Annotated in this window: 3 protein-coding genes; 2 read left to right on the top strand and 1 reads right to left on the bottom strand. The window is 58.5% G+C overall.

The annotated features are described in order from the left end of the window. A partial coding sequence (locus tag AC1DH9_RS27035; RefSeq protein WP_477809128.1) for a maltotransferase domain-containing protein occupies window positions 1-487 on the bottom strand: 487 nt, incomplete at its 3' end. 207 nt (window positions 488-694) lie between these two features. On the opposite strand from AC1DH9_RS27035, the gene AC1DH9_RS27030 reads away from it, so the two are divergent. Together AC1DH9_RS27030 and ccoG are read left to right on the top strand one after the other, a co-directional pair. Then, on the top strand, window positions 695-928 hold the full coding sequence (locus tag AC1DH9_RS27030) for a DUF3203 family protein (RefSeq protein WP_427536929.1): 234 nt from the start codon (window positions 695-697) through the stop codon (window positions 926-928). Window positions 929-1,123: 195 nt separating this feature from the next. Next, window positions 1,124-2,536 carry a cytochrome c oxidase accessory protein CcoG gene (ccoG, locus tag AC1DH9_RS27025; protein ID WP_427536931.1) on the top strand — a complete coding sequence of 471 codons (1,413 nt, stop codon included), beginning with the start codon at window positions 1,124-1,126 and terminating at the stop codon, window positions 2,534-2,536. Window positions 2,537-2,578: the final 42 nt, after the last annotated feature.

Genomic DNA, 2,578 nt, shown 5'->3' with positions numbered 1-2,578 from the left:
CATGGTGCAGCGCCGTAAGCTTCTTGCTCAACTGACCGTCACTGCGCTCCGCCGCCTGCAGCACCTGGATGCGCCCTTCTTGCAGCTCCAGGCTGACCGGCACACCCGCGACATGCTTTTTCTCCAGTTCATGACAGAAGCTGGCGAACTGGTCGATCCAGGCTTCGATGCAGAACCGATACCTTCCCGGCGTTGCGACGCTGAACTGACCTTTCCAGGTGTTATTGCCCAGATCGGTCATGACTTCACTCTGCCAGGTCGAGTCGGCCTCGGTACGCCAACGCACGCGCACCGCAAGCACGTCGTGACCGTCAGCAAAAACTTTACTGGTCACCGTCACGGCCTGCCGTTCGATAGCCTTGGCCGCGAACTGGCCGCCATCGATCACCGGCATGGTGTTTTCGATAATAATCCGCGGCAGCAGCAAAGCCTGCGACAGTGGCAGTTGCGGGTTGTACTGCAGCTCCGTCGGTTTTTCAGTCGTCATCGAGCCTGGCCCCTTACGCCCCGTGGACGCTCCTGTGCTTGATCGTGTGCTGCTTGCATGACGCTACTTAGGTTCCGAGCGCCGGGCCTTGCTAAAAGTTCAGATCCTTTCACTTTAGCCACGCTCCATGACCACTAATCGGTTACACAGAACGATGAGCAAGACCTGTGCCCTAACCTTTAGATCCCGCAGAAAAGGGTGACCCCCATGACCATGCGAATCGAAAACCAGGTCTGCTTCTTCATTACCGGGAACGGCGAAGAGATTCGCCTTGCTGGCGATGTCACCATCATCACCGACGCGGACAAAGCCATGTCGGCGGTGGACCTCGATGGCCAGCGCTTCTACATCACCGAAGCAGAAGCCGACGCATTAACCGTAGCAGGTGCCACCGATGGTCGCCGGCACCTGATGGTCACCAGCAGTGATTCGGTGATTTGACTGACGCAGATCAGAGACCGCCGCAAACGCCTGTGACAGGCGCTGTCGCCGCGCCTGCCGGGGTGCATCAAGTTGTCGCAGGAGCGGATCAAGGACTCATCTGATCCGCTTTTTAATCCAATACCTGAGTCTGTTATGCAAACAGTTCGGTGGTCATAGTTCATCTGCCTGATGGAGGCTGATGAGCGAAAGACCATGAGCGATAGAATCCCCGTCCGATTAGTAGAGACCTTCGAGCCTTCGCGTCCAAAGATGAAGGCCAAATCCAGCGACAACCAGATTCACACCCGCAGCTTCACCGGCTTATTCCGCACCTTGCGCCTGAGCGGTGCGGGGTTTCTGTTCCTGGCGTTTTTCGGCACGGTGTGGCTGAACTGGGGCGGCCGGCAGGCGGTGCTCTGGGACTTGTCGGAAAGCAAATTCCACATCTTCGGCGCGACCTTCTGGCCGCAGGATTTCATCCTGCTCTCGGCGCTGCTGATCATCTGCGCCTTCGGCCTGTTCGCGATCACCGTGTTCGCCGGACGAGTGTGGTGTGGCTATACCTGCCCCCAGAGTTCCTTCACCTGGCTGTTCATGTGGTGCGAAAAAGTCACCGAGGGTGAGCGCAATCAGCGGATCAAGCTGCAAGCCGCCCCCTGGGGCCCGAACAAACTGCTGCGTCGTTCGGCCAAACACACGATGTGGCTGGCCATCAGTGTGCTGACGGGGCTGACGTTTGTCGGCTACTTCACGCCGATCCGTCCGCTGGCCAACGAGCTGCTGACCCTGAAAATGGGTGGCGTCAGTCTGTTCTGGGTGCTGTTCTTCACCGGCGCGACCTACATCAACGCCGGTTGGCTGCGTGAAGCGGTGTGCATGCACATGTGTCCGTATGCACGGTTCCAGAGCGTGATGTTCGACAAAGACACCCTGACCATTTCCTACGACGCTGCCCGTGGCGAAAGCCGTGGCCCGCGCAAACGCGAGGTGAAGCCTGCCGACGTGGGTCTGGGCGATTGCATCGACTGTCACCTGTGCGTGCAGGTCTGCCCGACCGGCATCGACATTCGCGACGGCTTGCAGATGGAGTGCATTGGCTGCGCGGCGTGTATCGATGCCTGCGATTCGATCATGGACAAAATGGGTTATGCCCGTGGCCTGATCAGCTACACCTCCGAGCATCARTTGCAGGGTGGCAAGACGCACCTGCTCAGGCCTCGGTTGATCGGCTACACCGCAGTGCTGGTGGTAATGATTGGTGCACTGACGCTGGCGCTGATGGAAAGATCGATGGTATCGCTGGACGTCAGCAAGGACCGTGGCCTGTTTCGCGAAAACAGCCAGGGCCAGATTGAAAACATCTACAGCCTCAAAGTCATCAATAAAACCCAGCAGCGACAGGACTATCGCTTGTCCCTGGTGGACGGCGACGGCTTCCAGTTGCAGGGCAAGACCGAGTTGAGCCTGGCGCCGGGAGAAATTGTCGATGTGCCTGTTTCAGTGGCCATGACCACCGACAAGCCCAGCAGCAGCTCGCAGACGATCAGCTTCAAGATCACTGACAGCGATGAGCCACAGATCAACAGCGTGGCCAAGAGCCGGTTTGTTGCGCCGATGAACCGTTGATCCCTTACACTGCGGTGCTGCCATTCGCGAGCAGGCTCGCTC

It is taken from the genome of Pseudomonas sp. 05T35 (genome assembly GCF_056396605.1).
Note: the sequence above shows the minus strand (reverse complement) of the source record. Positions and strands in the feature narration are given on the sequence as shown.

Coding starts and splice junctions, on each gene's coding strand:
- AC1DH9_RS27030 (WP_427536929.1), top strand. CDS start 695: ATGACCATGCGAATCGAAAACCAGGTCTGCTTCTTCATTACCGGGAAC.